The organism is Aromatoleum tolulyticum, from assembly GCF_900156155.1.
GTDB classification, from domain to species: domain Bacteria; phylum Pseudomonadota; class Gammaproteobacteria; order Burkholderiales; family Rhodocyclaceae; genus Aromatoleum; species Aromatoleum tolulyticum.
This window is the reverse complement of the sequence record NZ_FTMD01000004.1, coordinates 119,431-146,143: the sequence shown is the minus strand read 5'-3', so window position 1 is coordinate 146,143 and position 26,713 is coordinate 119,431. Positions and strand designations below refer to the sequence as shown.

General features: G+C 69.2%; 24 protein-coding genes. 19 read left to right on the top strand and 5 right to left on the bottom strand.

The window, feature by feature from the left end; all coding sequences use genetic code 11:
- The first annotated feature begins 28 nt into the window (after window positions 1-28).
- From BW991_RS07635 to rsmA, 4 genes are all read left to right on the top strand, one after another.
- Window positions 29-2,461, top strand: coding sequence for an LPS-assembly protein LptD (locus BW991_RS07635; protein WP_084205001.1), 2,433 nt, complete (start codon window positions 29-31; stop codon window positions 2,459-2,461).
- A gap of 29 nt (window positions 2,462-2,490) precedes the next feature.
- Window positions 2,491-3,810, top strand: a complete 1,320-nt coding sequence (locus BW991_RS07630) for a peptidylprolyl isomerase (protein ID WP_076601497.1) — start codon at window positions 2,491-2,493, stop codon at window positions 3,808-3,810.
- Between the two features lie 6 nt (window positions 3,811-3,816).
- Complete coding sequence (gene pdxA / locus BW991_RS07625) at window positions 3,817-4,803, top strand: 4-hydroxythreonine-4-phosphate dehydrogenase PdxA (RefSeq protein ID WP_076601496.1); 987 nt, start codon at window positions 3,817-3,819, stop codon at window positions 4,801-4,803.
- A 274-nt stretch (window positions 4,804-5,077) separates the two neighbouring features.
- Entirely contained in the window at window positions 5,078-5,863 is a 786-nt protein-coding gene (gene rsmA / locus BW991_RS07620; RefSeq protein WP_076601495.1) for a 16S rRNA (adenine(1518)-N(6)/adenine(1519)-N(6))-dimethyltransferase RsmA, read from the top strand.
- 73 nt (window positions 5,864-5,936) lie between these two features.
- Here rsmA and BW991_RS07615 read toward each other — a convergent pair whose 3' ends face one another.
- From BW991_RS07615 to BW991_RS07595, 5 genes are all read right to left on the bottom strand, one after another.
- Entirely contained in the window at window positions 5,937-6,131 is a 195-nt protein-coding gene (locus tag BW991_RS07615; protein WP_076601494.1) for a YgaP family membrane protein, read from the bottom strand.
- Window positions 6,132-6,222: 91 nt separating this feature from the next.
- A complete protein-coding gene (locus tag BW991_RS07610; RefSeq protein ID WP_076601493.1) occupies window positions 6,223-6,900 on the bottom strand; it encodes a Crp/Fnr family transcriptional regulator in 678 nt (225 codons plus the stop codon).
- Between the two features lie 11 nt (window positions 6,901-6,911).
- Window positions 6,912-7,673, bottom strand: coding sequence for an exodeoxyribonuclease III (xth, locus tag BW991_RS07605; RefSeq protein ID WP_076601492.1), 762 nt, complete (start codon window positions 7,671-7,673; stop codon window positions 6,912-6,914).
- Between the two features lie 205 nt (window positions 7,674-7,878).
- On the bottom strand, window positions 7,879-8,421 hold the full coding sequence (locus tag BW991_RS07600; RefSeq protein WP_076601491.1) for a DUF3617 domain-containing protein: 543 nt from the start codon (window positions 8,419-8,421) through the stop codon (window positions 7,879-7,881).
- A 112-nt stretch (window positions 8,422-8,533) separates the two neighbouring features.
- Window positions 8,534-9,931, bottom strand: coding sequence for an undecaprenyl-phosphate glucose phosphotransferase (locus BW991_RS07595; RefSeq protein WP_212566868.1), 1,398 nt, complete (start codon window positions 9,929-9,931; stop codon window positions 8,534-8,536).
- A 475-nt stretch (window positions 9,932-10,406) separates the two neighbouring features.
- Between BW991_RS07595 and epsL the strand changes: the two genes are divergently transcribed.
- The 15 genes from epsL (at window position 10,407) to BW991_RS07520 (ending at window position 26,673) form a co-directional block, all read left to right on the top strand.
- Window positions 10,407-11,561, top strand: coding sequence for an XrtB/PEP-CTERM-associated polysaccharide biosynthesis outer membrane protein EpsL (epsL, locus tag BW991_RS07590; RefSeq protein ID WP_244551641.1), 1,155 nt, complete (start codon window positions 10,407-10,409; stop codon window positions 11,559-11,561).
- 316 nt (window positions 11,562-11,877) lie between these two features.
- Window positions 11,878-12,348 (top strand): hypothetical protein, encoded by a 471-nt coding sequence (locus BW991_RS07585; protein ID WP_139335904.1) that lies wholly within the window; start codon window positions 11,878-11,880, stop codon window positions 12,346-12,348.
- Between the two features lie 91 nt (window positions 12,349-12,439).
- Window positions 12,440-13,309 carry an EpsD family peptidyl-prolyl cis-trans isomerase gene (locus tag BW991_RS07580; RefSeq protein ID WP_076601488.1) on the top strand — a complete coding sequence of 290 codons (870 nt, stop codon included), beginning with the start codon at window positions 12,440-12,442 and terminating at the stop codon, window positions 13,307-13,309.
- 16 nt (window positions 13,310-13,325) lie between these two features.
- Entirely contained in the window at window positions 13,326-14,195 is an 870-nt protein-coding gene (gene epsE, locus BW991_RS07575; RefSeq protein ID WP_244551640.1) for a polysaccharide export protein EpsE, read from the top strand.
- A 14-nt stretch (window positions 14,196-14,209) separates the two neighbouring features.
- Window positions 14,210-15,718 carry a GNVR domain-containing protein gene (locus tag BW991_RS07570; protein WP_076601487.1) on the top strand — a complete coding sequence of 503 codons (1,509 nt, stop codon included), beginning with the start codon at window positions 14,210-14,212 and terminating at the stop codon, window positions 15,716-15,718.
- A 16-nt stretch (window positions 15,719-15,734) separates the two neighbouring features.
- The gene (epsG, locus tag BW991_RS07565) at window positions 15,735-16,592 is read left to right on the top strand and encodes a chain length determinant protein tyrosine kinase EpsG (protein ID WP_244551639.1); all 858 of its coding nucleotides are present in this window, start codon (window positions 15,735-15,737) and stop codon (window positions 16,590-16,592) included.
- Between the two features lie 3 nt (window positions 16,593-16,595).
- The gene (locus tag BW991_RS07560; RefSeq protein WP_076601485.1) at window positions 16,596-17,558 is read left to right on the top strand and encodes a glycosyltransferase family 2 protein; all 963 of its coding nucleotides are present in this window, start codon (window positions 16,596-16,598) and stop codon (window positions 17,556-17,558) included.
- 1 nt (window position 17,559) lies between these two features.
- Window positions 17,560-18,963 (top strand): O-antigen ligase family protein, encoded by a 1,404-nt coding sequence (locus tag BW991_RS07555; protein ID WP_076601484.1) that lies wholly within the window; start codon window positions 17,560-17,562, stop codon window positions 18,961-18,963.
- Complete coding sequence (locus tag BW991_RS07550) at window positions 18,960-20,399, top strand: Atrophin-1 multi-domain protein (RefSeq protein ID WP_084204998.1); 1,440 nt, start codon at window positions 18,960-18,962, stop codon at window positions 20,397-20,399. Before BW991_RS07555 ends, BW991_RS07550 begins: the two co-directional genes overlap by 4 nt.
- A gap of 39 nt (window positions 20,400-20,438) precedes the next feature.
- Window positions 20,439-21,038, top strand: coding sequence for a serine acetyltransferase (locus BW991_RS07545; protein WP_076601483.1), 600 nt, complete (start codon window positions 20,439-20,441; stop codon window positions 21,036-21,038).
- Complete coding sequence (locus BW991_RS07540) at window positions 21,035-22,240, top strand: glycosyltransferase (protein ID WP_076601482.1); 1,206 nt, start codon at window positions 21,035-21,037, stop codon at window positions 22,238-22,240. The genes BW991_RS07545 and BW991_RS07540 overlap by 4 nt, the downstream gene beginning before the upstream one ends.
- On the top strand, window positions 22,237-23,421 hold the full coding sequence (locus BW991_RS07535) for a glycosyltransferase family 2 protein (protein WP_244551638.1): 1,185 nt from the start codon (window positions 22,237-22,239) through the stop codon (window positions 23,419-23,421). Before BW991_RS07540 ends, BW991_RS07535 begins: the two co-directional genes overlap by 4 nt.
- Window positions 23,418-24,167, top strand: a complete 750-nt coding sequence (locus BW991_RS07530) for a WecB/TagA/CpsF family glycosyltransferase (RefSeq protein WP_076601481.1) — start codon at window positions 23,418-23,420, stop codon at window positions 24,165-24,167. The genes BW991_RS07535 and BW991_RS07530 overlap by 4 nt, the downstream gene beginning before the upstream one ends.
- Window positions 24,164-25,237 (top strand): SGNH/GDSL hydrolase family protein, encoded by a 1,074-nt coding sequence (locus BW991_RS07525; protein WP_170879065.1) that lies wholly within the window; start codon window positions 24,164-24,166, stop codon window positions 25,235-25,237. The genes BW991_RS07530 and BW991_RS07525 overlap by 4 nt, the downstream gene beginning before the upstream one ends.
- Before the next feature lie 8 nt (window positions 25,238-25,245).
- The gene (locus BW991_RS07520; protein WP_076601479.1) at window positions 25,246-26,673 is read left to right on the top strand and encodes an MBOAT family O-acyltransferase; all 1,428 of its coding nucleotides are present in this window, start codon (window positions 25,246-25,248) and stop codon (window positions 26,671-26,673) included.
- The last annotated feature ends 40 nt before the right edge of the window (window positions 26,674-26,713 follow it).

The following is a 26,713-nucleotide window of genomic DNA, read 5'->3' as shown; positions in this document are numbered from 1 at the left end:
CAGGATTGGGGAAAGCGCTTTGCGCGATATGCGATTGAGAACGCAGCTGCGGGCGATCCCGCTGCTGCTGTGCTGTTTCTCGGGCTCGGCCCTGGCGGCCGGACTGCCGCCGCTGGTCGTGTCGCCGGATCTGCTCGGTGGCAGCAGCCCCCGTGCGCCGGCGAAACCCGCGCCCGCCGCTTCGCCGGCGGATGCCGCGCAGCCTGCGGCCGGCGGCCGCCCTGCAGCGAAGGCGGCTGCTCCGGCGCCCGCCGCGACACAGGGGCAGGCTGCGAAGACGCCCGCGCCCGCGCCGGCGACTGCCGCGCTGCCGCCGGGGGCGACCGAGGTGCGCGCCCAGCGCATCCGCGGTACGCGCTCGGTCGAGCTGCTGGCGGAGGGCGATGCCGAACTGCAACGCGACGACCTGCTGCTTTCCGCGGACAAGCTGACCTACCGCGAGCTCGAGGACGAGGCGCATGCGGAGGGCAACGTGCGCCTCAGGCGCGGCGAGGACAGCATGAGCGGACCGGAGGCGCGGCTCAAGCTTGAGGAGCGTCTGGGCTCGTTCGAGTCGCCGACCTACCGCATCAAGCGCCAGTCGACCGCGCCGGTGCAGCCGGGCGAGACGCCGCGCGAAGTCGCCGGGGGCGGTTCGGCCGATGTGCTGTATTTCGAGGGCGAGAACCAGTACCGCCTGAAGAACGCGACCTGGTCGACCTGCGAGGCGAGCGATCCCGACTGGTACCTGAAGGCGAGCGACCTGCACCTCGACTACGACCGCGAACTCGGCACCGCGCAGGGCGCGAGCCTGGTGTTCCAGGACGTGCCGATGCTGTGGTGGCCGTGGGCCGAGTTTCCGCTCGCCGGCCAGCGCCAGTCGGGTTTCCTCGCGCCGACCTTCGGCATGTCGAACAAGGTCGGTCTCGACATCTCGGTGCCGTACTACTGGAACATCGCGCCGAACTACGACGCGACGATCGCTCCGCGCGTCATGGGCCGTCGCGGCGTACAGCTGGCGACCGAATTCCGTTACCTGACGCCGACGCAGGCCGGCGAGGCGCGCGTCGAATACCTGCCGCGCGACAACGTCACCGGCGAGGAGCGCGCGCTGGGCTCCTTCCAGCACACGCAGGTCATCACGCCCAGCCTGTTCGCGGCGATCGACTGGAACGGCGTCACCGACAAGGAGTATTTCGAGGACCTCAGCTCGCGCGTGTCGGTCGCCTCGCGTGCGAACCTCGTGCGCAAGGGCACGCTGACCTATGCCGGCAGCGAGTGGTGGAACGCCTCCGCGCTGGTGCAGAGCTACCAGACCCTGTCGGGCGGCGAGCCGTACCGCAAGCTGCCGCAGCTGCTGCTGAACGTCAACCGCGGCGAACTGATCGGCGGCTCGGCCTTCGCGTTCCGCGGCGAATACGTGCAGTTCGATCATCCGGACTCGAATGTTGCGGAAGGCAGCCGCTTCACCCTCCATCCGCAGGTGTCTCTGCCTTTCGAGCGCGCCGGCTATTACGTCACGCCCAAGGTCGGCCTGCATTACACGCAATACGACCTTGACCGCGACCTGACCGGCAGCAGCCGCTCGATCACGCGCTCGGTGCCGATCTTCTCCGTCGACAGCGGCCTGTTCTTCGAGCGCGACACCAACCTGTTCGGCCGCGATTTCCTGCAGACGCTGGAGCCGCGCGTGTTCTACGTCAAGACGCCGTTCCGCGACCAGACCGACATCCCGGTGTTCGATTCGTCGCGCTACGACTTCGGCCTTGCGCAGATCTTCTCCGAGAATCAGTACTCCGGCGGCGACCGCATCGCCGATGCGAACCAGGTGACGGCGGCGGTGACCACGCGCCTGATCGACCCCGAATCCGGCGGCGAACGCCTGCGCGCGACCGTCGGTCAGCGCTTCTACTTCGACGACCAGCGCGTGACGCTGCCCGGCGAGGAGCCGCGCACCGGTCGCCGCGCCGACGTCCTCGGCCTCTTCAGCGGCTACGTGATGCCGAAGACCTGGCTCGATTCGACCCTGCAGTACAACCCGCGCGACAACTGGACCGAACGCTTCAACGCCGGCGTGCGCTACCAGCCGGACTTCGCCAAGGCGGTGAACCTGTCCTACCGCTATTCGCGCGGCCGGCTCGCCGACGAGAGCGACAAGATCCAGGATCTCGCCCTGTCCGGCCAGTGGCCGCTGGGCGGCGGATGGTACGGTGTCGGGCGTGTGACGCGCTCGCTGAAGGAAGACCGCATCACCGAAGCGATCGCGGGCATCGAGTACGATGGCGGCTGCTGGGTGGTGCGCACCGCGGTGCACCGCTTCGCGACCGACCCCAACGACGTGACCCAGGCCGTGTTCGTGCAGCTCGAACTCAACGACCTCGCGAGCGTAGGCACCAGCCCGGTCAATCTGCTCAAACGCAGCGTCGCCGGTTATGGGAAGATCAACGATCCCGTTTCCGATCGCGTTTTCGGCGCCGAATGAGCGCCCCACCATCCACACCACGACAGAACATGATCCGAATTCCCTCGCGCCTGTGCATCGCCCTGGTCCTCGGCCTGGCCGGCGCTCCCGCACTGCTCCCCGCGCACGCGGCCTCCGCGCGTCCGGTCGCGGTCGACCGCATCGTCGCCGTCGTCAATAACGAGGTCATCACCACGCTGGAGCTGCGCGAGCGCGTCCAGCAGGCGCAGCGCCAGCTCGCCCGCCAGGGCACGGCGCTGCCGCCGGCCGACGTGTTCGAGCGCCAGGTGCTCGAGCGGCTGGTGCTCGAGCGCGCGCAACAGCAGCTCGCCGCGGAAACCTCGCTCAAGGTCGACGACGCGACGCTGGAGCGGGCGATCGGCCGCATCGCCGACAACAACCGCATGAGCATGACCGACCTGCGTCTGGCGCTGGAAAAGGACGGCATCACGTGGAACCGCTTCCGCGACCAGATCCGTTCCGAGATCCTGCTCACGCGCCTGCGCGAGCGCGACGTCGACAGCCGCATCGTCGTCACCGACGCGGAGATCGAGAACTTCCTCGCGAACAACGCCGATGCGCTGTCGGGCGAGGAGTTCCACGTCGCCCACATCCTCGTGCGCGTGCCCGAGGGCGCAACCATGCAGCAGCAGTCGGAGCGCCTCGCGCGCGCCGAGAACGTCGTCGAGCGCCTGCGCGCGGGTGAGGATTTCGGCCGTATCGCAGCGTCGTATTCGGACGCGCCGGACGGCCTGAGCGGCGGCGATCTCGGCTGGCGCGGGCGCGATCGCCTGCCCGTGCTGTTCGCGGATGCCGTGCGCCAGATGCAGCCGGGCGAGGTCTCCAAGGTCATTCGCAGCCCGGCGGGCTTCCACATCGTCAAGCTCGTCGAGCGTCGCGGCGGGGCGGCCGCGGGGCTGCAGCAGATGCAGCAGACGCGCGCGCGCCACATCCTGATCCGCACCTCCGAGATCGTGACCGACGCGGACGCCGAGAGCCGCCTGAAAGGCCTGCGCGAGCGCGTCGTCAATGGCGGGAACTTCGCGGAACTGGCCAAGGTGAATTCGGCCGACCTGTCGGCCGCCAAGGGCGGCGACCTCGGTTGGGTCAATCCGGGCGACACGGTGCCCGAGTTCGAGCGCGCGATGGACGCACTGAAGCCGGGTGAGGTCAGCCCCCCGATCAAGTCGCCCTTCGGCTGGCACCTGATCATGGTCGAGGAGCGTCGCATGCAGGACGTCACCGACGAGCGCAAGCGCGCCGCCGCGCGCAACGCCCTGCGCGAGCGCAAGGCCGAAGAGGCGTACGAGGAATGGCTGCGCCAGCTGCGCGACCGCACCTACGTCGAGTACCGCATGGAGAAGGAGTAAGCCGGCGTGCCGGGGCTGGCCGCGCGGTTGCCTGTCCTCGCCGTCACGAGCGGCGAGCCGGCCGGGGTCGGACCGGAGCTGTGCGCGCATCTGGCCGGGCGCGGCTGGCCGGTGCGCACCGTCGTCCTCGGCGACATCGGGCTGATCCGCGAGCGTGCGGGGGGCCGTGTCGCGGTGGTGCCCTTCGAGCCCGCACGCGCTGCGGCGCCGGCGAACACGCTCGAAGTGCTGCACGTTCCGCTGGCGGTGCCGGCGCGCGCCGGCACGCTCGACGCGGCGAACGCCCCCTACGTGCTCGCGCTGCTCGACCGCGCGCTGGCGGGCTGCCGCAGCGGCGAGTTCGCCGGGATGGTGACGGCGCCTGTACACAAGGGCGTCATCAACGACGCCGGGGTGCCCTTCAGCGGGCATACCGAGTATCTCGCCGAGCATACCGGCACGCCGCTCGTCGTGATGATGCTGGTCGGCGGCGGCATGCGCGTTGCGCTGGCGACGACGCACCTGCCGCTGGCGGCGGTGCCGGCGGCGATCACGCGCGAACTGCTGGAGGCGACGCTGCGCATCCTGCACGGCGACCTGGTGCGGCATTTCGGCCTGACGGCGCCGCGCATCCTCGTCGCCGGCCTGAATCCGCATGCGGGCGAGGGCGGCCACATGGGGCGCGAGGAGATCGAGGTGATCACGCCGGTGCTGGAGAAGCTGCGCGGCGAGGGCATGCAGCTCGCCGGGCCGCTGCCTGCCGACACGCTGTTCGTGCCGCACACGCTGGAGCAGGGCGACGCGGTGCTGGCGATGTACCACGACCAGGGCCTGCCGGTGCTCAAGCACGCGAGCTTCGGTGGCGGCGTGAACGTGACGCTGGGCCTGCCGATCATCCGCACTTCGGTCGATCACGGGACTGCACTCGATCTTGCCGGAACGGGAAAGGCCGATCCGGGCAGCCTGTTCGCGGCGGTCGAGCTGGCGATCGCGATGTCGCGCGGGCGCGCCTGAGGCGTGGGCCATGCCGGCGATCCGCCCGCGCGGCGGCGGCTTCCGGTCCTCGTTGGCGCGTGGCGGACGCCTCGGCCCGAAAGCCGCCGCCGCGCGGGCTGCGGTGTGCATGCGACGCTTCCCGTGGCTTCGCGAAGCGCCCATAACGGCAACCAATTGGAGCGACGGCCGTTCGCCCTGAGCCTGTCGAAGGGCGCTGGTCGGATGGGCTTCGACAGGCTCAGCCCGAACGGAATTTGATCGCCGATTCAATAGACAACAATCGAGATTGCCGATGACCGAGCACTACGCCCGCAAGCGCTTCGGGCAGAACTTCCTGTCCGACCCCAACATCATCCGCAAGATCGTCGATGCGATCCGCCCTGCCGTGGGCGACACCATCGTCGAGATCGGCCCGGGGCTCGCGGCCATGACCGATCCGCTGGTCGAGCGCCTCGGGCACATGCACGTGGTCGAGATCGACCGCGACCTGATCGCGCGCCTGAAGGAGCGCTACACGCCCGAGCGCCTGACGATCCACGAGGGCGACGCGCTGAAATTCGATTTCGGCACCCTGGGGGCGCCGCTGCGGGTGGTGGGCAACCTGCCGTACAACATCTCGACGCCGCTGCTGTTCCATCTCGCGTCCTTTGCCGAGAGCGTCACGGACATGACCTTCATGCTGCAGAAGGAGGTCGTGATGCGCATGGTGGCCGAGCCGGGCACCGAGGAATACGGACGGCTGTCGGTGATGCTGCAGTACCGCTTCCGCATGGCACGCCTGTTCGACGTGCCGCCGGGGGCATTCCGGCCGGCGCCGAAGGTGACCTCCAGCATCGTGCGCATGGTGCCGCTGCCGCCCGAGCAGCTCGGTGCGGAGGACGAGGAGCTGCTCGGCCGCATCGTCGCGGCGGCCTTCGGCCAGCGGCGCAAGACGCTGCGCAACACGCTGCGCGATTTCATCGACGAGCAGGACTTCGCGGCCTTGGGCGTGGATCCGGGGCTGCGCGGCGAGCGGCTGAGCGTCACGGACTATGTCAATATCGCGAACCACGTCGCGAAAAAGGGCGTCTCCGCCTAGTTCGGGCGGAACGGGGCCGTAGACGACAAAAAGCCGGGTCGCCCCGGCTTTTTTGCGACGTCGCGAAGGACGTTCAGGCCTTCTTCATCGGGCAGGTGTTCACGCCGAAGATCGAGTAGGCCGGGCACCAGCCCATCAGGCCGGTGGCGAGGGGGACGACGCCGATCCAGGTCCAGGGGGCGCCGATGCCCATGATCGCGAGACCGATCAGGACCAGGCCCGCGACGATGCGAAGGATCTTGTCGATGCCGCCGACGTTTGCATTCATGATTTGCTCCGGGGGTTGTCTAGGTTTGCGAGCGTATTTCAACACTCGCGGGCCCGCCGGTCTGTAACCTCGGTTACACAGCCCCGCCCGTTCAGGTTTGCCGGCCGTCGCTCGCGATGCGGCGCAGGCCCGCGGGGTCGAGGATCTCGATCTGTTCGCGCGACAGCTTCACCAGGCCCTGCGCGGCGAAGCCCTTGAGCAGGCGGCTGACGAACTCGCGCACGCTGCCGAGCTCGTCGGCGAGCTGCTGGTGCGTGACGTGCAGCAGGCGTCCCTTGCCGAGGAGCTGGGCGGCGAGGCGCTGGTCGAGGCGGTGGAAGGCGACTTCCTCGATGAGCTGCATCAGGTCGGCGATGCGCTCGGCGAAGAGGTGGAACACGAAGCTGCGGAAGGCCGGTTCGCCGAGCAGGGCGTCGAACTCGGGCTTGGGCAGCATCAGCAGCACGGTGTCGGTCTCGGCGATGCCGCGCGCGTTGTAGTCGTCGTGCCCGAGCAGGCAGGACGAGGAGATGATGCAGGTCTCGCCCGGCGTGACGCGGTACAGCGGCAGCTCGCGGCCGTTCGCCGCGCATTTGACGACGCGCACCGAGCCTTCGACGACGAAGGGAAAGCCTTCGCAGGCTTGATGGTCGTCGAACAGCAGGGTACCGGCCGGCACGCGCGCCCAGCGGCCCGCCGCGAGCAGGCGCCCGCGCGCGGCTTCGGGCAGCGCTTCGATCATCGGGTAGCGTGCGGCGGCGAGGGCGATATCCGGAGTCGGCGTGCTCATGGCGGGGGTGCCTACAGGTCGAGTTCGACGACCACCGGGGCATGGTCGGACGGGCGTTCGAGCTTGCGCGGGGTCTTGTCTATCGCGCACGCGCGGCAGTTTTCGCGCAGCGCCGGCGAGACGAGGATGTGGTCGATGCGCAGGCCGAAGTTGCGGCGGAACGCACCCATGCGGTAATCCCACCACGAATAGCTCTTGTCGGGCTGTGTGAAGAGGCGGAAGGCGTCGGCGAGGCCCAGTTCCGTCAGCGCGGCGAATGCGGCCCGTTCGGGCGGCGAGACGTGGATCTCTTCCTTCCAGTCAGGGTGGGCATCGCGGTCCTCGGGGGCGATGTTGAAGTCGCCGGCGAGCACGAGGCGCTCGTGGGCCTTCATCTCGTCGCGCAGCCACTCGGTGAGGGCGGCGAGCCAGCGCAGCTTGTATTCGAACTTGTCGGAGCCGACGGCCTGGCCATTCGGAAAGTAGGCGCTGACGACGCGCACGCCGCCGATGGTGGCGGCGATGATGCGCTTCTGCTCGTCGGCGAAGCCGGGAATGTCGCGCGTCGTGTCATCCGGCGCCTGCGGGCTGAGGATCGCGACGCCGTTGTAGGTCTTCTGGCCGTTGAACACCGCGCGGTAGCCGGCCGCCTCGAGTTCGGCGGCGGGGAAGGCCTTGTCCTCCATCTTGAGCTCCTGCAGGCACAGGGCGTCGGGCCGGTTGGCGGCGAGCCAGTCGAGCACGTGGGGCAGGCGGACCTTGAGGGAGTTGATGTTCCAGGTGGCGATCTTCATTTGGCGGAGGATTTGGTGGCGCGGGACGCGCGGACGCGGCGCCCGCAATGCCGGCATTCTGCCCGAGCTCGCTGCCGCTGTGGGGGCGTCGGAGCAATCGCACGAACTCTCGTCACGCGGCGGTCGAGCGGATTCCCGCGGTTGGACTGGCGGGATGCGCTGCGCTCCTCCCGCCCTACGAATCCTGCATCGCCGCCGGGCGCAGCTAACCTTCGCGCCGCGCGCCGCAGTCGGCGCCGAGCCAGCGCGCGTCGGTGTCCATCTGCATGTCCCCGCGTTGGGAATTCATGTGTACCCGTGTCGTGAAGCGCTCGGGCGTCTGGACGTTTGCCTCGAAGTTGCCCGTGGCGGTGGGTTGCGTGCAGGTGAGATGGCCGCGTACGGTGCTGCCGGATTTCGTGACCTTGTCGAGCGTGCAGTTGCCTTCGGTCTTGCCCGAGAAGATGGTGTCGGATTTCGCCTGTGCGGGCGTGATGCAGCTGCGCACGGTGCCGTCGTTGCCGAGGCTGGCGCCGCGTGCGGCCATCTGCTGCTCGACCATGCGCCGCATGTCGGGCGGAAGGCTGCGGAGGTACTGCTGGGCCTGTGCCATCTGCGCGGACATGTCGGGCAGGCCGGCGATGTTGAGCCGGGTCGAGCGGAATTCCCACAGGCCGGGGCGGATGTCCGTCGGCTGTGTGGCGCCGGCGAGGCCGGTCGCGGCCAGGCAGGCGATGAGGAGGAGGGGGCGGTAGCGGGCAGGGGTCATGATCGGGATTCGTGAAACAGCGGTTTGACGGCGCGCGGCGCCGTTGGTTTCGCGCACGTCCTCGCGGGCCGGTCGCGCTCCGGCGCTGCGCATTGCGTTCGGCTGCCTCGCTTCAATACGCGTTGGGGTCGCGCACGACCATCAGCGCGGTCCTGACGATGATCCACAGGTCGAGGCCGAGCGACCAGTGGCGCAGGTAGTCGAGATCGTACTCGATGCGCTTCTGCATCTTGTCGAGCGTTTCGGTTTCGCCGCGGTAGCCGTTGACCTGCGCCCAGCCGGTGATGCCCGGCTTGACCTTGTGGCGGATCATGTAGCCCTTGATGAGCTTGCGGTAGGCCTCGTTGTGCGCGACGGCGTGCGGTCGCGGCCCGACGATGCTCATGCGTCCCTGCAGCACGTTGACGAACTGCGGCAGTTCGTCGAGCGAGGTGCGGCGGATGAAGGCGCCGAACGGGGTGATGCGGCTGTCGTTGCGGGTGGCCTGGCGCACGCTGGCGCCGTCGTCGCAGACGGTCATCGAGCGGAACTTGTAGACGAGGATCTCCCGGCCGTCGAGGCCGTAGCGGCGCTGCTTGAAGACGACGGGGCCGGGGGAGGAGAGCTTCACGCCGATGGCGATGGCCAGCAGCAGGGGGCTCAGCAGCAGCAGGATCAGCAAGGCGAGCACGAAGTCGGACCCGCGCTTGGCGACGTTGTTGAGGCCGGTGAACGGTGTCTCGCACACGGCGACGACCGCCATGCCGCCGACGTTGTCGACGCGCCCCTGGATCAGGTCGGTGACGAAGATGTCGGGCACGAAGTAGATCGATGCGGTGGTGTCCTTGAGTTCGTCGAGCAGGGCGAGGATGCGCGGTTGCGGGGCCATCGGCAGGGCTAGGTAGATCGCTTCGACCCGGCGGCGTTTGACGAACTCGGCCAGCCCGGCGAGCGGGCCGAGCAGCGGCGCCTCTCCGGTGTCGGGCAGGCGCGCGCGCGGGCGGTCGTCGAAGAAGCCGACGACGCGGGTGCCGAGGTAGGGGTGTGCGCGGAACTCGCGCGCGAGTTTCAGGCCGATGTCGTTCACGCCGGCTACGACGGCGATGCGCTGGTTGTCGCCGATCGCCATCCATGTCGGCAGGGCTTGCCGCGCGGTCGCATGGGCCGCGACCAGCGCGATCGGGGTGGCGGCGAGCCAGGCCACGAGCATCGAATGCGGAAAGTAGTGCAGGTAGCCGCTGGCGTAGCCGAAAGCCCCCGCGGCGCCGGCAAACAGCAGCCAGTTGGTGGCAACCTTGCGCACCATGGTGCGCGTGCTTTCATGCAATCGGATATTGCCGGGAAACGTCAGCGCAAAGGAAAGTGCGCCCAGGATCATATAGGCCGGACTCAGCAGGCGTTCGCCGTGCCATGCGGCGCAGGCATACAGAACAGCGACAACGGTGAGCGGATCGATGAATGCCTCGATTGCGCCGCTCAGCGTGAAGCTGCCGCGCAACAGGCTTCCTTGTCTATCCAGGGCTGCAAGCATGATTCCCGTAATTGTTTCTTGTGCACTGCGAAATGCCATCCGTCAGCACCGGAGGGGTGCCCGGATGACGCGGAAAGAGAATGTCGGATGATCCGCCGGATATCTTACGCAACGCGTTTCCGACAGCGTCCGGTTTTGTAAGAAAAAAATATTCGTGGAAATGCATGTGGTTCGCGCGGCGCGGAAACGGGGCGTACCGGTGCCTGATCGGTCGGGATAAAACGGCTGTAATGAAACGGCCTATAAAACAGACTGTTATGGCAATAAACCATCGCGCTGAAGTGGATAATATTTGCGCCGGAACAGGGGCCTGTGTCGCCGGATGTTCCGCCACCATTTTCGTCCGCGGCGTTTTAATGTCCTTACAAGCTTTTATTCCGGCCGATCCGTTTCGACTATGCTGACCCCTGATTCAAAGGGGAGACCGGGATTGCGAGCTTCAAGGTCGATCATGTGTGCAATTACTCTGACATCGATGTTCCTGCATGAATCCGCGGGAGCCGATGAAGGGGATGCATTGAATTTCGATGTCAGTCAGTCGATCCGGTATGAGAGCAATCTATTTCGGCTCGCGGACGACGAGCGTGCGCCCGAAAACAAGGCGCACGATACCGTGAGCGAAACGGGAATCGGCATGAAATTCGATCGCCATTATGGGCGGCAGCGCCTGTTGGCCGATCTGAATCTCGTGAGTGCGCGCTATGCGATCCATGGCGATCTCGACCACGACAGGCCGGACGCGAAACTGGCCTGGGAGTGGGGACTGGGCGATCGCTGGAGTGGGGAGCTGAGCCATGCCTACCGTGAGACCCTGACCGGTTTCGACGAGGCCGGCGGTACGCGGCGCAACATGAATGCCTACACGCGGACGCATGCGAGTGCCGACTACTGGTGGCATCCCCGCTGGGCCGTGGGCATGGGGTTCGCCCACACGAGAAGCCGTTTCGAGCGCAGCGATGCGGATGTGGCCGAGTTCGACGCCGACACGGTGGACGTGAACCTGACTTACCGGCCGCCGACGGGCAACCGCGTGGTGCTGACGCTGCGCGACACGGAGGGGGAGTACCCGGATCGCCCGGAGGTGACGGGCTCGATCCGCGACTACCGGCAGCAGGAGGTGCGTCTCGGCGGAGAGTGGCGACTTTCAGGCGCGACGCGGGTTTCGGGCTTCATCGGGCGGACCCGGGTGAGCTACCGGCTGGCGCCCGAGCGGGACTTCACGGGCACGATCGGGCGCATCGGAGTCGTCTGGGATGCGACGGCGAAGACGTCGGTGGAACTGAGCGTGCGGCGCGAGATCGGTGCCCGGCAGGACCTCGCCGCCAACTACGCGGTGACCGAGGCGGTGCGGTTGGTGCCGAAATGGGAGGTCACCGACAAGGTGACCCTCGGTGCGGGCCTCGAGTGGCGCCGGCGCGACTACCGCGGCGACCCGGAACTCCTCGGCGGCGGCGTGGTGCGCGAGCGGCCCGCGGACAACAGCTACCGCTATGGCCTGACCGCGGAGTACCGCCCCCTGCGGGCGCTGAGTTTCGCGTTCGGCGTGCAGCGGCAGGTGCGCGACGGCTCGCGTTCCTTGAGCGGTTATTCGGCAAATACGGCCGACGTGTCGATGCGTTTTCGCTTTTGACCCGGGATCGTGTCCGTCATGCACTTGAATGGCGCGTCCGGGGGCGAAGAGTGAATGAGCGCACCTGTCGGGTGCTATTGCGCACGTCAATAGTGCGGCCATGAAAATAATTCTTTCATAATCGTTGCAGTTATTTTTTGAATTGAAAGCGAGTTTTTCGTGTATTGACTGCGCTTATTGCGGTGGTTATGGTGCATGGCAATATAAATAATTCGTTCGGTACGATCCGGTCAAAAGTTGCGCTTATTGATCAGGTGACAGTCCGGATGGTGCAGGCGGTACGAATTGTCTGCATACCAATAGAGAGGTAATGCCCATGTCCATTGTCAATGGAAGATTGGTATTTGTTTCGGCCGTTCTGATGGGCGCAGTTGCCGCGGCAAATGCCGCCACCGTGACGCTGGCGGGTGATGGCGTGACGATCCGCTACGAGGACAAGGCCGCCGAGTTGACCGGTGCGCCGTCGCTGATCGCGACCGGATTGATGACGTCGCCGGCGAGCGTCGCCGGCGTCCGCCTTGACGCGGAAGGGGCCGGGACGGGGCTGCAGGCCTTGCCCGGCGGGGCTCTGGAGGGCGATGTGGCCGACGTTTCGACCGTCGGCCGCGCGGCGTCGCCGCAGTCCTTTGCCGAAGGCGTGGCCTTGCGCTTCTCCTTGGGCGACGTCGGGCAGGGCGAAGGCGGATTCGATGCGCTGCTGTTGGCCGGGCTGGCGCTTTTTGTCCTGATTGCGCGCCAGCGGATTCTTGCGCTGTCGCGCTCCAGCCATTCTCCGATATTCCAGTAATTCGATCGCGTGCAATTGCGGGCCGTATTGCGCCATGAATTGCCGCGGTGAATGCCGGGTTCTTGATTCGTACCAATAATCGGTAAGGTCGATGTCGTCGACTGCACGTTGCGTATTTCCGGTCGTCTTTGTTGCGGTTTTCCTTCTCAATGCCTGCAGCAAGGGCGAGGCGGAAGGAAAGCCCGCGTTCGAGGTCATTGCGAAAGTGAATGAGCAGGAAATCCAGGCGAATGAATTGAGCTCCGCGCTGGCGCGCACCGCGGCGCAGGGTGCGCCGGACGGCGCGGCGCTGGAGCGGCTGATCGACCAAGAGTTGATGGTGCAGCGGGCGCGCGAGCGCAGGCTCGATCGCGATCCGCGGGTGCTGCAGTCGTTCGAGGCGGCGCAGCGGGAGATCCTCGCGCGCGCCTATCTGGAGCAGGTGACGGCGCAGATCGCGCCGCCGGGCGATGCGGAGATCGCGGCCTTCTATGCGGCGAATCCGGAGTTGTTCGCGCGGCGCCGGATCTACAGCCTGCAGGAGCTCGAGATCCGCATCCCGGACGAGCGTTTCGGCGAGCTCGAGCGCCTGAGCGCGCGTGCCGAGGGCGTGCATGAGGTGAAGGACTGGCTCGCCCGCGAGCAGATCGAGTTCCGCCTCGCGACGGCAGTGAAGCCGGCCGAGCAGTTGCCGCTGGAGAGCCTGAAGGGCTTTGCACGCATGAAGGACGGGCAGATGGTGCTGAGCCGGACCGGCACCGGCGCGCTGCTGGTCCATCTGGTGACGTCGCGGGAGCAGCCGCTGGATGAGACCGCGGCGCGTCCGATGATCGAGCGTTATCTGCTCAACGCGCGCAAGACCGCGCTGGCGAAGGCCGAGGTGGAGCGCCTGCGCGACGGCGCGCGCATCGAGTATGCGCCGGCGGTTCCTGCCGCGCAGGCGGAGGTCGCCGCAGAGCAGGTCGCACCGCTATCCCAATGATCGAGGAAGTCCGCCCATGTTGCCGTTGAGATTGTTCCGAATTCCCTTCCTGATGTGCCTGTTGTGCGTGCATGCGTGGGCCGCGGCCCAGGTGCCCGCGGCCATGCCGGCAACGGCGCCCGTGCCGGCCGCGGTACCCGCGCCGGTGGCCGAGAGCTCGCGCGAGTACGTGCTGGGGTCGGGGGATATCGTGCGCATCAGCGTGTTCCAGAACCCCGACCTGACGACCGAGGGGCGGGTGTCGGAGACCGGCGCGCTGACCTTTCCGCTGATCGGCAGCGTGCCCTTGGGCGGGCGCACGGTGTCGGCCGCCGAGGCCCTGATCGCCGAACGCCTGCGCGAGGGGGGCTTCGTGCTGCAGCCGCAGGTGACGGTGCTGCCGGTGCAGATCCGCGGCAACCAGGTCGCGGTGCTGGGGCACGTGAACAAGCCGGGGCGCTATCCGCTCGATACCTTCAACGTGCGCGTGACCGACATGCTCGCGAACGCGGGCGGGATCGCCACGGGCGGCGACGACGTGATCGTGCTGGTCGGCACGCGCGACGGCCAGCGCATCCGGCGCGAGCTGGACCTGCCGGCGCTGTTCCAGCGCGGCGATGCGGATGCGGACGTGCTGCTGTCGCCCGGCGACGTGATCTATGCGCGGCGGGCGGATGTGTTCTACATCTACGGCGAGGTGCAGAAACCCGGCGCCTTCCGTCTCGAACGCAACATGACGGTGATGCAGGCGCTCGCGACCGGCGGCGGACCGACGCTGCGCGGTACGGTGCGCGGCCTGCGCATCCATCGTCGCGACCAGAAGGGCAGCCTCGCGGTGATCGAGCCTTCGCTGGAGGACCGGCTGCGGCCCGACGACATCATCTACGTGAAGGAAAGCCTCTTCTGAGGCGGGGGGCAACCATGAATCCCGGACAATTCCTGCGCGTCCTGCGCGCCCGCTCGCGGCTGGCGGGGGCGGTCGTGTTCGTCGTCGTCGCGGCGGCGTTCGCGGCGAGCCTCATGCTGCCGCAGAAGTATTCGGCCGAGACGGCGCTGGTCGTCGATGCGAAATCTTCGGATCCGATCGCGGGCGGCACGATGCCGTCGCAATTGATGGCAAGCCATATCGCGACGCAGGTCGACATCATCGGCTCGGAGCGCGTCGCGCTGCGTGTCGTTGAACTCGCCGGGCTCGACCGCATGCCGCAGTTCCAGGCGCAGTGGCTGGCGGCGACCGGGGAGGGGGGCGGCATCGGCGCCTGGATCGCATCCGCGCTGCGCGCTGCCGGACTCGACGGCGTGCTGCAACTCGAGGAGCCGCGGGCGGCGGCGCCCGAGGAGGCGGGCGACATCCGGGGGTGGATCGCTTCCGTGCTGCGTTCGGGCCTGGAGGTGAAGCCGGCGCGCGAGAGCAACGTGATCCGCATCCGCTATACGGCGTCGCAGCCCGAGTTCGCAGCGATGGTGGCCAATACCTTCGCCAAGGCCTACATGGAAACGGCGCTCGAGCTGAAGGTCGAGCCCGCGCGTCAGTACGCGCAGTGGTTCAACGAGCGCACGCAGGGCCTGCGCGACGAACTGGAGGCGGCGCAGAAGCGGCTGTCGGATTACCAGCAGAAGCACGGCGTGGTCTCGGCCGACGGGCGCCTGGACGTCGAGACGGCCCGGCTGGCCGAGCTGTCGACGCAGCTCGTGCAGGTGCAGGGGCAGCGCGCCGACAGCCGCTCGCGCTACAGCCAGGCCGGCTCGGCCGACTCCCTGCCCGAGGTGACGCAGAACCCGCTGATCGCGAGCCTGAAGGCCGAGCTGGCACGCCGCGAGGGCGAGCGCGAGCAGATCCTCGGCCGGCTGGGGCCGAACCACCCGGAGGTGGGCAAGCTCGCGGCGGTGATCGATTCGCTGCGCCAGCGCGTGGGCGCCGAGACGCAGCGCATTGCGGCCTCGCTGGGCACTTCGAGCCGCATCAGCGCGGCGCGCGAGGCGGAGGTCGCTTCGGCGGTCGCGGCGCAGAAGGCGCGCGTGCTGCAGCTCAAGGCGCATCGCGACCAGATCGCGGTGTTGCAGCGTGACGTCGAGAGCGCGCAGAAGGCCTACGAGCAGGTGGCGGCGCGCCTGACGGCGACGAGCCTGGAGAGCCAGAGCCAACAGACCAACGTGGCGGTGCTGACGCCGGCCGCGGCGCCGATGTGGCCGGCGGGCCCGCGCCTGCTGATCAAGCTGGCGCTGGCGCTGGTGGTCGGCGTCGTGCTGGGGGCGGGCAGCGCACTGCTGATCGAACTGATCGACCGGCGCGTCCGTGGCGAGGATGACCTCGCGGGGCTGCCGGGCATGCCGGTGCTCGGCAGCGTGCCGGGCAGCGACCGCGGCGGCCGGCGGGGTGGACTGACCTCCCGGGCGCGTGTGACGAGCCGAACCGCTGGAGCTTACTGATCCCATGAATGCACCCATGACCTCTGCCCTCGACCCCGCGGGCGAGCAGCCGCTCGGCGCGATCCTGATGGCGGCCGGACGCCTGCGCGCCGACGAGAACGAACGCATCCTGCGCCTGCAGCGCGACAGGGGGCTGCGCTTCGGCGATGCGGCCGTCGAGCTGGGCCTCGCGAGCGAGCGCGACATCCGCTACGCGATGGCGCGGCAGTTCGAGTATTCCTGCCTGCAGCCGGGCGAGAGCGCGGTGTCGGCCAGCGTCGTCGCGGCCTTCGATCCGTTCTCGGCCCAGACCGAGGCGCTGCGGGCGCTGCGCAGCCAGCTGATGCTGCGCTGGTTCGACCCGGCGGCCGGCCGCAAGACGCTGGCGATCGTCAGCGCCGCACGCGGCGAGGGGCGCTCGTGGATGGCGGCGAACCTCGCGGTCGCGTTCTCGCAGCTGGCCCTGCGCACGCTGGTGATCGACGCCGACCTGCGCCGGCCTTCGCTGCACACCTTGTTCGGGTTGGAGAACGGCAGCGGCCTGTCCGCCTTGCTGCTCGGTCGCGCCGAGCCGGACGCGATCCGGCGGGTGCCGGAGCTGCGCTCGCTCGCGATCCTGCCCGCCGGGGTGATCCCGCCGAACCCGCAGGAGCTGCTGTCGCGCCCGACCCTGAGCCGATTGCTGCAGCAGTACTCGGCGGCCTTCGACATCGTGATCATCGACACCGCGGCGGGAGACCGCTGCGCCGATGGCGTGATGGTCGCGGCCCGCGCGCGCGCCGCGTTGATGGTGGCCCGGCGCAACGCGAGCCGCATGACGGCGGTGCGCCGTTACGCGCAGCGCCTGGGCGAATCGGGTGTGGGCCTGGCCGGTTCCGTGATGAACGGGGGTTGAAGCATGAGCAGACTGATCGACGACCCTGAAATCGCCGCGGCCCGGGAGGTGTTGCGCCGGCCGCCCGCGCCGCTGGTGAGCGTGGTGATTCCGTCCTACAACCGCGGGCATGCGATCGGGGCGTGCATCGCCAGCGTGCTCGCGCAGACGCTGGAGGATTTCGAGCTTGTGGTCGTGGACGATGCGTCGACCGACGACACGCGTGCGCGCGTCGCGGCGATCGCCGATCCGCGCGTACGTTATGTCGCGCATGCGACGAACCGCGGCGGCGCCGCGGCGCGCAACACCGGCGTGCGGGCGGCACGCGGGGACTTCATCGCCTTCCTCGACAGCGACGACAGCTGGTCGCCGCGCAAGCTCGAGCGGCAGATCGCCCTGCTCGGCGAGCGCGGGCCGGAGTATGGCGTCGCCTACACCTGGTTCATCGGCCGCGACAAGGACGGACGCGAGGTGTCGCGCTCGGACCACAGCCTCGACGGCAGCGTCGCGGATGCGCTGCTGGTGGCGAACTACGTCGGCACCTTCTCCAGCATCGTCGTGCGGCGCGACGTGTTCGAGCACGTCGGCGGCCTCGACGAGAGCCTCAGGAGCTGCCAGGACTGGGACCTGTCGATCCGCCTGAGCCGCGTGACCAAGATCTGCTGCGTCGAGGACTACCTCGTCTCGTATTTCCACAACGGTGCCGACCGGCATCGCATCTCGTCGAACCCGGCGTCGCTGATCCAGGGGCACCGGCGCATGCTCGAGAAGTTCGCCGACGAGTACGCGCGGCTGCCGCGCGACAAGGCGGCGCAGGCGCTGAAGGGCTTCCTCGACGTGTTCGCCGGGGCCGGGTCGTTCGCCGACGTATTGCGGCTCGGACGGCGCATCGTCGCGACGACGCGCCGTCCGGGCGGGGTCGTCCTGTGCGCCATCGCCATGGCGCGTGCGGCCAAGCGCCGCATGACGGGGCAGTTCGGGTACTGACGTGGGCGACGCGCTGCAATCGCCCCATCCTGCCGCGCTGACCGGCGCCGCGCTGATCCTGGCGCTGGCGGTCGGGCTCGCGCTGCCGCTCTATGCGGATGCGATGGCGGAGAGCTATGTGCGGCTGCTGGCCTTGCCGGCGCTGCTGGTGCTCGCGATCCTGTTCCTGTACGACCGGCTCATGCTGCTCGCGCTGGTGCTGCTGTTCCGCGCCGCGGGCGACCTGGTGTTCGAGAGCACGCGCGTGTCCCTGGGGAGCCTTGCGATCGGCTTCGGCGGACTGGTGAACGCCTTCGTGATCCTGATCGCGGTGTTGCTGGTGGCGGCGCGGCCGGCGCGGTTTCCCCGCGGCATCGCCTCGGCCTGGGCGGCATTCCTGGTCGTGGCGGCGATCGGCGTGGGCATGGCGCCGGACGTCGGCGACGCGGCGCGCGGCTACCTCGGGCTGCTGTCCTACTTCGCGGTGTTCGTCAGTGCCTTCCATTTCGTGAAGGACGAGGGCGACTTCAAGGTGTGCGTGAAGCTGGTGCTGCTCTCGTCGCTGCTGCCGGCCGCCTACGGGCTGACGGAACTCGCCGCGCACGGGCTCGGCGGCGGGCTGCAGGCGTTCCGCCTGAAGAGCACCTTCAGCCATCCGAACATCTTCGCGTTCTACCTGACGCTGGTGCTGTCGCTGTCGCTGTACGCGCTGAAGAGCCCGATGGTGGCGCTGTCGCCGCTGCGCCGGGCGCTGCTGACGGCCTACGTGCCGCTTCTGCTGGGGCTGCTGCTGCTGACGCAGACGCGCAGCGCCTGGGTGGCCTGCTTCGCGATCTTCGCGCTGTACGCGCTGATGTTCGAGCGCCGCTATCTGGTCTACCTGCTGCTCGCGCCGGCGCTCGCGCTGCTGGTGCCGGGCGTGCGCGAGCGCGTGCTCGAGCTGGGCAGCGGCAACGAGATGGTGCAGTACGCGAAGCTCAATTCCTTCGCGTGGCGACTGCAGATCTGGGAATACGGCCTGCGCTGGATCCGCGCGGAGAACCTGCCGCTGGGCTACGGTCTGGGCGCCTTCAAGTACTTCGCCCCGACCTTCTTCCCCTATTCGGGCGGCGTGAACTTCGGCGCGCACAACATCTACGTGCAGATCCTGTTCGAACTGGGCGCGCTCGGCCTCGCGGCTTTCGCGTGGCTGTTCGTGCGCCTGTTCGCGACGCTGCGGCGCATGGTCGCCGCGGACCGGCTGGGCGCCTTCGTCGCGATCGCGCTGGTCGTCGAGTACCTGATCATCTCCGCGTCGGACAACGTCCTCGCCTACCTCGCCTTCAACTGGTACGTGTGGTTCGTGCTCGGGGCCGCCTGCGCGGTGGCGCTGCGCCGCACGGCGCCGGACGGGGGCGCGATGCGAACCAATGGAGTCACAGCATGACCGACAACATCCGCAACCCGGCGGCCGCGCGCGGCCTTCGCACGTCGTGGCTGATCGCCTGCGGGGCCGCGCTGGCCGTCGCCGGCGGCCCTGCGGCGGCACAAGTCAACGGTTCCGCGTGGGGCAGCTACGAGACCCCGTTCGCGGCGACCTCGCCGTGGAACAGCCGGCCCGTGGGGCCGAAGTTCGGCGATTTCGTGATTCCGAAGTCCGACTACTACCCGTCGATCGCCGAAGGGGCGTGGTCCACCGGCGTCTTCCTCGCCGGCAGCGGCGACGCGCCGGTGACCGTGGTCGGCCTGCCGAACAGCAAGGGGGTGTGGGATCCGGATGCGGGCGTCTATCGCACGGTCGACATCCCGCGCTGGCCTGCCGGCGTGATCCCGGCGAGCGCCGCGGACGGCCATGCGGACATCGTCGATCCGCTCGCCGGCATCGTCCATTCCTTCTACAAGCTGCGCCAGTCCGAAGGGCAGTGGATGGCCGCGCAGTATGCATGGACGCGGCTCGACGGCCGCGGTTGGGGCGATCCCGCCCATTACTTCCAGGGGGCGCGGGCCGCGGCGGTGCCGACCTCCGGCGGCCTGATGCGCAAGCACGAGATCGACGACGGGCGGCCGCTGTACCGCCACGCGCTGGCGATGTCGCTCACCTACAACGCGCTGTCGGCGAACCCGACCTACGTTTTTCCGGCGACCTCCGCCGACCGCGACGCGGCGACCACCAACACCGGCAAGATCCCCGAAGGCGCGCTGGTGATGCTGCCGCCCGAGTTCAAGGTCGAAAGCATCCAGACGGCGGCGGTGCGCAAGGTCGCCGAGACGCTGAAGACCTATGGCGCCTACGTCGTGGACCGCAATCGCGGCACGCCCTACGTGATCTACGTCGAGAACGGTTCGGGCTTCAACCTGCACCGCGGCGGCTGGAACACGGTGGCCGCGGCCGACCTCGAGCGCATCCGCCAGGGGCTGCGGCAGGTCGTCGCGGTCGATGGCTGGGTCGATGGCAGCGATCGCGCGGTCGAGCCCGAGCAGAACCTCAACCTGCTGTCGATGCGCGGTCCCTGGTACCGCCAGAGCGGCACGGTGTCGGGCAATTTCGAGACCTGGGAGCAGGCGGTGGTGTTCCCGCCCGCCGCGGCGTCCACGGTGATGGTGAACAGCAGCGGGCGCAGCCTGCAACCGGTCGCGTGGGCGATTCCGGTCGCGGGCCAGGCCTATCGCCTGCGCGCGATCGCGACCGGCGGGGCGCGCCTGCGCCTGCAGCTGCGCGACAAGGCGAGTGGCGCGACGCTGTTCGACAGCAAGGAACTCAACAACGACGAGGTGGCCGACTTCGTCTGGCCCGCCGGCAGCGTGACGCCCGTGGTGACGGCGATCGGCGGCGCCGGCGGCGGTTCGACGGTGCGCGGCGAGCTGCTGAGGACCGGCGGATGAGCGCGCCGGCGAGGGGCATCCAGGCCGGGCGAGGTGCGCATGCGGCGTGATCCCGAGTGGGCCGCGGACCTGCGCCGTTACGGCCTGCGCCGCCCCTTCCTGAAGGAGCAGTCGATCTGGGCGGTCGCGGTGTATCGCTTCGGCCGGCGCGTCGACGCGCGGCGCGAGGGTGTCGCCAAGCAGCTGCTGACGGCCGGCTACTGGCTGGCGTTCCGGCTGGTCGAGACCGTGGTCGGCGTGAGCCTGCCCAAGGCCGCGCACATCGGCGGCGGCCTGCGGATCTGGCATTTCGGCGGCGTGTTCGTGCATCCGGGCGCGGTCATCGGGCGCAACTGCACGCTGCGCCAGGGCGTGACGATCGGCAATCGCCACGAGGGTGGCCCCGCGCCGGTGATCGGCGACGACGTCGAGTTCGGTGCGTACGCGCAGGTGCTGGGCGGCGTGCGCATCGGCAAGGGCTGCCGCATCGGCGCGCTGGCGGTGGTGCTGTGCGACCTGCCCGACGGCGCGACCGCGGTCGGCGCACCGGCGCGCATCGTGGCGACACGCGCGGCGCCGTGCCCAGTCGCGCAACAGGAGGCGCAGCAGGAGGCAGAACACGTGGCAGACGTGGAGCTCGTCGTGGAGGGCGAACGTTGAGGATCGCCTACCTGATCAACCAGTACCCGAAGGTCAGCCACAGCTTCATCCGGCGCGAGATCCTCGCGCTCGAACGGCAGGGCTTCGACGTGCTGCGCATCGCGGTGCGCGGCTGGGATGCCGAGCTCGCGGATGCGGAAGACCGCAGCGAGCAGGCGCGCACGACCTATCTGCTCAAGGACGGGATGGGCGCGCTGGCGAAGGCCGTCCTGCGGGTCGCCACGCGCACGCCGGGCCGCTTCCTTGCCGCGTTGCGCCTCGCGCTGCGCATGGGGCGGCGCGCGGACCGCGCGTGGCCCTATCACCTGATCTATCTCGCCGAGGCCTGCCGGGCGCTGCCCGCCCTGCGCGAGTTCGACGCGCGCCACGTGCACGCGCATTTCGGCACCAATCCGGCCGAGGTCGCGATGCTGATCGAGGCGCTCGCGGGCCTGCCGTTCAGCTTCACCGTGCACGGTCCGGAAGAGTTCGACAAGCCGGGGTTCCTCGGCACCGGGGAGAAGATCCGGCGCTCGGCCTTCGTCGTCGCGATCAGCTCCTTCGGTCGCAGCCAGCTGTTCCGCTGGGCCGCGCATCGCGACTGGAATCGCGTCAAGGTCGTGCATTGCGGGCTCGAGCCTTCATTCCATGACGTGCCGCCGGCCCCCGCGCCGGCCGCGCCGCGGCTGGTGTGCGTCGGGCGCCTGTGCGAGCAGAAGGGCCAGCTGCTGCTGGTCGAGGCGCTTGCGCAGCTGGCGGCGAAGGGCATCGCCTTCGAGATGGTGCTCGCCGGCGACGGCGAGCTGCGCGGCGAGATCGAGGCCCTCATCGCCCGGTGCGGCCTGCAGGGGCAGGTACGCATCACGGGCTGGATCGACAGCGGCCGGGTACGCGACGAGATCCTCGCGGCGCGCGCACTGGTGCTGCCGAGTTTCGCCGAAGGCCTGCCGGTCGTGATCATGGAGGCGCTCGCCTTGCGCCGGCCGGTCGCGACCACCTACGTCGCCGGCATCCCGGAACTCGTGCGCCCGCACGAGAACGGCTGGCTGTTTCCCGCCGGCTCGGTCGATACGCTCGCGGCCGTGCTCGAGACGGTGCTGGCCACCCCGCCGGCGGAACTCCAACGCATGGGCGAGGCCGGTCGCAGGCGCGTACTCGAACGCCACGACGTGGACTGCGAGGCGGCGAAGCTGGCCCGCTACTTCGAGGAGGCGTGTGCGTGAGCGCCCTGAACGTGTTGCTCGCGGCCCTCGCCGCGTTCCTGCTCATGCCCGTCGGCCTGCTGCTGCTGCAGGTCCTCGTTGCGCTGGCGCCGCGCCGGCCGCGGCCGGTCAGGGTCACGCCACGTCCGCGCCTCGCCGTGCTGGTTCCGGCGCACGACGAGGCGCCCGGCATCGCCGCGGCCGTCGGCGGCATCCGCGCGCAGCTGCGCGACGGTGATCGGATCGTCGTCGTCGCCGACAACTGCAGCGACGACACCGCCGGGCGTGCACGCGCGGCGGGTGCCGAAGTGATCGTGCGCGACGAGCCGCTGCGCCGCGGCAAGGGCTATGCGCTCGATTTCGGCCTGCGCCACCTCGAGGCCGCGCCGCCGCAGGCCGTCGCGATCGTCGATGCCGACTGCCGTCTCGGCGAGGGAGCGCTCGACTGCCTCGCGCGGACCTGTGCCGCGACCGGGCGCCCCGTGCAGGCCTTGTACCTGATGCATGCGCCCGCCGGCGCCGGACTCAAGACGCGCATCGCCGAGTTCGCCTGGGCGATCAAGAACCGCATGCGTCCGCTCGGCTATGCGCGGCTGGGGCTGCCGTGCCAGCTGATGGGCTCCGGCATGGTCTTCCCGTGGGGGACGCTGCGCGACGCCGAGCTTGCCAGCGGCCATATCGTCGAGGACCTCAAGCTGGGGCTGGATCTCACGCGGGCAGGGCATGCCCCGCTGTTCTGCCCCGACGCGCGGGTGTTTAGCGAGTTCCCGCGCTCGGCCGAGGGTGCGCGCTCGCAGCGCACGCGCTGGGAGCACGGCCACCTCGCGGTCATCGCCGGCGAGGCCCCGCGCCTGCTGCTGGCGGCGCTCGCCCGCCGCGACCTGCGCCTGACGGCGCTGGTGCTCGACCTGTGCGTGCCGCCGCTGGCCCTGCTGACGCTCGCCGTGTTCGCGGTGCTGGCGGCGGCCGGCGTGCTGGCGCTTGCGGGGGGGGGCGTGCTGCCCTTCGCGCTGGCCGCGGGGGCCGGGGCGCTGCTCGGCATGGCCGTGCTGCTCGGCTGGCTCGGCTGCGGTCGCCACATCGTTTCCTTCGCGGATCTTGCCCGCGCACCGCTGTATGCGCTGTCGAAGATCCCGCTTTACCTGCGCTTCCTCGTCCGCCGCCAGGTCGACTGGGTGCGCTCTCGCAGGGATGCATCATGAATCCGCCAACCATCGTGCAGGCGCGCTGGACCCAGGTCCTGCGCCATCTCCGCACCATTCCCTCGCAAGACGAAGCGGCATTGCTCGCCGACGAGCTGGTCGACGGCCGTCAGCCGCGCATGCTCGCCTTCGTCAATGCCCACGCCATGAACTCCGCCGTCGGCGATTTCGACTTCTACAAGGCCTTGTGCGACGCCGATGTGCTGCTGCGCGACGGTTCGGGCATGGCGATGCTGTTCCGCATGCTGGGCGGGGAGCCCGGTCTCGACATGAACGGCACCGATTTCATCCCGCGCCTGCTCGAAGCCTATCGCGGCCGGCGCGTCGCGCTGTGGGGCACGCGCGAGCCCTGGCTCGCGGCCGCGGCCGAGCGTTGCCGGGCCGAGTTCGGAGTCGAGGTGGTGTCGTGCGAGAACGGGTTCCATCCGCCCGCGCACTACTGCGACGAGGTGCGGCGTACCCGACCCGAGCTGATCGTGCTCGGCATGGGCATGCCCAAGCAGGAGCGCGTCGCCCGCCTCGTGCGCGCGACCGCGACGGGAGCGCCGCTGATCGTGTGCGGCGGCGCGGTCATCGACTTCCTCGGCGGCAAGGTCCAGCGCGCCCCGCGCTGGGTGCGGCGCCTGGGCATCGAATGGGCGTATCGCCTGCTGCTCGAGCCGCGCCGCCTGTTCCATCGTTACGTCATCGGCAACCCGCTGTTCATGCTGAGGGCGTGGCGCTGCCGTGCGGCCTGGGCGCGATGAGTCGCACCGCCGGACCCGGGCGGCGCGTCTGGGCGGTCGTCCTGTGCGCAGCGCTGACCTTCATCGTCCTCGAAACCGCGCTGCAGGTGCGTTCGCAGCTGCGCTTCGGGCAGAGCGTGTTCAACGCCCTGCGCGGCGAGACGCGCTACGTCGAGGACGAACGCACCGGGCTCAAGCTGTTGCGCCCCAACCGCGTGTTCCCCGGCAAGGACGTCGAGATCCGCACCAACAGCCTGGGGCTGCGCAGCCCCGAGGTCTTGCCGCAGCGCGAGCCGGGCAGCCTGCGCGTCGCCGTGATCGGCGCCTCGACGGTCATGGGCGAACTCGCGCAGCGCAACGAGGCGACCTTTCCCGCGCTGCTCGGCGAGCGCCTCCGAGCGCGCTACCCGCAGCGCAAGGTCGAGGTCGTGAATGCCGGCATCTCGGGCTACCGCCTCGCCGACCAGCGGCGCATGCTCGCGGACATCGTGCTGCCGCTGAAACCGGATCTCGTCATCGTCTATCCCGGCTTCAACGACTTCGCCGACTATTGCCGTGACGGGGCGTCCGCGCCGGCCGCCCGGCGCCAGGGGCTGCCGCTGCTGAGCCTGCCCGGCTGGCTGCTCACCGTCGATGCCGTGCGGCGCCACACCGTGTTCCTGCGCGCGGGCCTGCCGGGCCGCAAGACCCTGCTCGACCCGCAGGCGGTCGACGTCGCCCCCTATCGTGCGCGGCTCGAAAGCCTGGTCGCGGTGGCGCGCGAGGCCGGTGTCCCGCTGCTGCTCGCGACCAACGCGCGCGCCTATCGCCCCGAGCAGCCGGAGGAGGAGCAGATGCGCCTGTCCGAGCAGGCGCGCTACTTCAACCCGTGTTTCGACCTGCCCGGCCTCAACGCGCTTTACGATCGGCACAACGCCGAGATCCTCGATGCCGGCCGCCGCCTCGGCGTGCCGGTGCTGCCACTGCACGAGCGCATCCCGGGCGGACGCCGCTACTTCGCCGACGCCAGCCACTTCACCTCCGCAGGCGAGCGGCTCGCGGCGGACGCGATCTTCGCCTTCCTCGTGAGCCGCGGCCTGCCCGGCGCCTGATTCCCGCGATGTCCTTCCAGTCCCTGCATTTCCTGTTGTTCCTGTGTGCCGTGTTCGCGCTGAACCGGCACTTCCTCCATCGCCCCGACGCGCGCAAGAACGTCCTGCTCGCCGCCAGCTACTACTTCTACATGTGCTGGGACTGGCGCTATGCCGGCCTGCTGCTGCTGATGAGCGCGGTGAACTTCGTCGCCGGGCGCAGGATCCACGACAGCGCCGACGCACGCGGCAGGAAGTTGTGGCTCGCGGTCTCGCTCGGCGTCTCGCTCGGGGTGCTGGCCTGCTTCAAGTACGCGAACTTCTTCATCGACAGCGCCGCGCGCCTCGCCGCGTCCTTCGGCTTCGCGGCGGATCTGCCCGTGCTGCAGCTGCTGCTGCCGGTCGGGATCTCCTTCTTCACCTTCCAGAGCCTCTCCTACACGCTGGACATCTTCCGCGGCCGCGAGCGCCCGACCGACAGCTTCCGCGACTTCGCGCTCTTCGTCGCCTTCTTCCCGACGGTGCTGTCCGGCCCGATCACGCGTGCGCGCCAGTTCCTGCCCCAGCTCGAGCAGCCGCTGCCGGACAGCCGCGAGCGCATGGAGGAGGGGCTGGTGCTGATCCTGCGCGGTTTCGTGAAGAAGATGGCCTTCGCCGACGTGCTCGCCGTGCATCTGGTGAATCCCGCCTTCGCGTCGCCGGCGGACTACTCGCCGCTGTTCCTGCTGGTCGCCGTGTATGCCTTCAGCTTCCAGCTCTACATGGACCTCTCCGGCTATACCGACATCGCGCGCGGCGTCGCCAAGCTCCTCGGCTTCGAGCTGCCGACGAACTTCGACCGCCCCTACCGGGCGACCAGCGTGTCGAACTTCTGGCAGCGCTGGCACACCTCGATGTCGGGCTTCTTCCGCGACTACCTGTACTTCGGTATCGGCGGCTCGAAGCATGGCAACGTGTATGCGAACCTCTACATCACCTTCGTCGCGATCGGCTGCTGGCACGGCGCGGGCTGGAATTTCGTGCTGTACGGCCTGATCCACGGCAGCTGCGTGTGCTTCGAGCGCTGGCGCCGCGGCCGGCGCGAGGCGCGCGGACTGCCCGCCGAGCCGCAGGGTCTCGCGCCGCGCCTCGTCGCGATCGTGCTGACCTTCCAGATCGTCGCGCTGTCGCGGATCCTGTTCCGCGCGCCGGACCTCGCCAGCGCCGCCGCCTATGTCGCGGCGATGCTGCAGCCGGTGGCCGCTGCGCCTGCGGCGGCGCCGTTCACCGCCGTCGGACTCGCGACCCTGCTCGCCGCGGTGCTGCTGCACTACCTGTCGCCGCGTCTCTTCGAGCACGCCGCGCGCGGCTACCTGCGCGCGCCGGTGGTGCTGCAGGGCGGGGCGCTCGCCGGCCTCGCGCTCATCCTGCTGGCCTTCTCCTCCGGCGGGGCCGCGTTCATCTACTTCCAGTTCTGAGCCCGGCCGCCGGGCCGAGCCGACCCTATCCGGAGACGTC